Below are 3,079 nucleotides of genomic sequence, written 5' to 3'. Positions count from 1 at the left end.
CGCTGCCTGAGGCGGGCGTCGGCTGAACGGGGTGCCGATCTGCCGCTATGCCTGCGCGCTCGGACAAGCCCGGTGCGCCCCCGGGCATGGGGTGGGGCATCCGTGGCAAGAATCACCCTTGCGCTCTTTTTCCACACCTGTAGACTAACCAGCGCGACACATCGAGGTGACGCCGGATCCGGCTACCGGCCAGCGGCACTCCGAGCCTTCTTCACCACCCTTGCACCCGAGAGAAGGAACCATGAAACGAATGCCCCTCGCGCTCGCCGCAGCCGTGGCCGCGACCCTCGCGCTCACCAGCTGCAGCGGCGGCGCAACGCCCTCCCCGTCCGACGGCAGTGCTGCCGAAGGCCCCGACGCCCTGAACATCGGCAACTTCCTCGACATCACGTCGTGGGATCCCTCCCTCGCCGACATCGGCTTCGACGGTCCGTACCTCTCCGCGGTCTACGACGCCCTGATCGCCCTCGACGCCGACGGCGAACCGATCCCGTCGCTGGCCACAGACTGGACGGTCGCCGACGACGACCTGAGCATCGACCTCGACATCCGCACCGACGCCGTGTTCAGCGACGGCACCCCGGTCGACGTCGACGCCGTCATCACCAGCCTCGAGTACCTGAAGGCCGGAGCGCGCTCCGGGGAGGCCTACGTCAACGTCGCCTCGTTCGAGAAGGTCGACGACGACACCGTGCGCATCGTGCTCACACAGCGCGATGACACGATCCTCTACTTCATGGGCCTCGGCCGCAGCTACGTGGCCTCGCCCGCGGCCATCGAGGCGGGAACACTCGGCAGCGAGCCGATCGGCTCCGGCCCGTACGTCCTCGACAGCGCCACGAGCGTCGCCGGTGCGGAGTACCACTTCACCAAGACCGCCGACTACTGGGATGCCGAGACCTATCCGTTCTCCGAGCTCGCGATCTACCCGATCACCGACGCCACCGCCCGACACAACGCGATGCTCAGCGGCCAGATCAACGTGCAGTACGGCGACGTCGCCAACCTCGAGCAGGCGAAGCAGCAGGGCTGGAACACCGCGGAGCGCGTCTCCGGCTGGGCCGGACTCGTCATCACCGACCACACCGGCGCGAAGAGCGAGCCCCTCGGCAAGCTCGAGGTGCGCCAGGCCCTGAACTACGCCTTCGACGGCGCCGCGATCCTGGCCGCCGTCGGCAGCGGCGCCGGCGTCGCCACGAACCAGGTGTTCCCCGACGGCGGCACAGTCAACGACCCCGCCCTCAACGAGACCTACGCCTACAACATGGACAAGGCCAAGAAGCTGCTCGCCGACGCCGGCTACCCCGACGGGTTCGCGATCTCGATGCCCATGTCGCCGATCTTCGAGATGTGGAAGCCCTCCGCGGAGCAGGCGCTCAACGAGCTGGGTGTCACGGTCACCTGGGACAACATGCAGATGCCCGACTACCAGCTGAACGCGCCGAACTACCCGATGTTCATCTCGTTCCTCGCGATGGACGGCAACGACGTCGCGACGGTGGCCCGTCAGGTCACCAGCGTGCAGTGGTTCAACCCCGAACCCGACTACGCCCAGAACGAGGTCATCGCCCCGCTCGTCGATAAGGTGCAGAAGGAACGCGGCGACGCGCAGACCGACGCCGTCAAGGAGCTCAACAAGGCCCTCGTCGATCAGGCGTGGTGGTCGGTCTGGTACCAGGCCAACAACATCTACTACACGGCACCCGGCATCCAGCTGCAGCCCGTGGTCGGGATGATGTTCCCCACCCTGCGCTACATCACCCAGGGCTGATGCCCTCCGGGGGCGGCCACGACACGGCCGCCCCCGGGTCCTGCCCCCTCCGACCCCTCCCGAGGTTCTCATGCTTGTGTTCACGGCGAAGCGGGTGCTGTCCGGCATCCTCCTGCTCGTCGCGGTCTCGATCGGCACCTTCTTCCTGGCGCACCTGGCCATCAGCGACCCGACCGCATCCCTGCTCGGCACCACGGCGAGCCCAGCGCAGCAGGCGGCGTTGGCCGAGAAGATCGGTCTCGACCGTCCGCTCCTCGTGCAGTTCTGGGACTGGCTCTCACACGCCGTGCTGCTCGACTTCGGCGTCTCCTGGCGCAACTTCCAACCGGTGAGCGCGCAGCTCGCGATCAAGGTCCCGGTGACGCTGAGCGTCGTGACCTTCGCGACGCTCATCACCGCGGTCGTCGGCATCGGGTTCGGCATGATCACCGGACTCCGACCCGGCACCTGGTTCGACCGCATCATCAAGGGCATCTCCGTCGTGCTGTTCGCACTCCCGGGATTCTGGGTCAGCCTCGTGCTGGTGATGTGGCTCGCCGTGCAGCTGAAGTGGTTCCCGGCCGTGGGCTACGTGCCCCCGACGCAGTCCGTCGACGGCTGGCTGCGCTCCATCACCCTTCCGGCGATCTCGCTCGCGCTGGGCGGCATCGTCGCGGTGTCGGAGCAGCTGCGCAACGCCGTCATCGCGCAGAGCCGACAGGACTGGGTACGCACTCTCCGCAGCCGAGGACTCTCCGCCGCCCGCGTCAACCTGCACATCCTCCGAAACGCCTCGCCGGCGGCCCTCACTGTGATCGCGCTCATGTTCGTCGGCCTCCTTTCCGGCGCGATCGTGGTCGAGCAGATCTTCAGCCTCCCGGGGCTCGGCCAGCTCACGAACCAGTCATCGCAGAACGGCGACATCCCCATGCTGCTCGGCATCACGGTCGTCTCCGTCGTCTTCGTCGTCCTCATCAACCTCCTGCTCGACCTCGTGCTCGGCTGGATCAATCCGAAGGTGCGCGTCGCATGACCACGACAGACATCAGGGTCGCGTTCGACCGCGCGGCGCAGAAGCGGAGGTCGAGCCTGTTCCGGCGGTTCCTCCGTCACCCCGGCGGGTACATCCCGCTCGCGATCTTCGTGCTCATCGTGCTGGTGGGCGTGTTCGCCCCGCTGCTCGCACCGATGGACCCGAACTTCGTCGACCTGTCCGCCGCGAAGGCCGCACCGGGACCGGAGCATCTGCTCGGTGGCGACTCCACGGGGCGGGACATCCTCAGCCGCCTCATCTACGGCACCCGCACGACGCTGTGGGGCGCGCTCATC

Annotated in this window: 2 protein-coding genes and 1 pseudogene; all 3 read left to right on the top strand. The window is 67.6% G+C overall.

The features are described 5' to 3' along the window. Nucleotides 1-241: 241 nt before the first annotated feature. A complete protein-coding gene (locus DSP71_RS09765) occupies nucleotides 242-1,771 on the top strand; it encodes an ABC transporter substrate-binding protein (RefSeq protein ID WP_227750922.1) in 1,530 nt (509 codons plus the stop codon). 70 nt (nucleotides 1,772-1,841) lie between these two features. Then, the gene (locus DSP71_RS09760; RefSeq protein ID WP_046749688.1) at nucleotides 1,842-2,783 is read left to right on the top strand and encodes an ABC transporter permease; all 942 of its coding nucleotides are present in this window, start codon (nucleotides 1,842-1,844) and stop codon (nucleotides 2,781-2,783) included. Continuing rightward, nucleotides 2,780-3,079 (top strand): annotated as a pseudogene (locus DSP71_RS23500) (ABC transporter); the annotation flags it as partial. The gene DSP71_RS09760 and the pseudogene DSP71_RS23500, both read left to right, overlap by 4 nt.

Source organism: Microbacterium sp. H6 (assembly GCF_003314775.1).
Taxonomy (GTDB): Bacteria; Actinomycetota; Actinomycetes; order Actinomycetales; family Microbacteriaceae; genus Microbacterium; species Microbacterium oxydans.
This window is presented reverse-complemented; position numbering and strand designations above follow the sequence as displayed.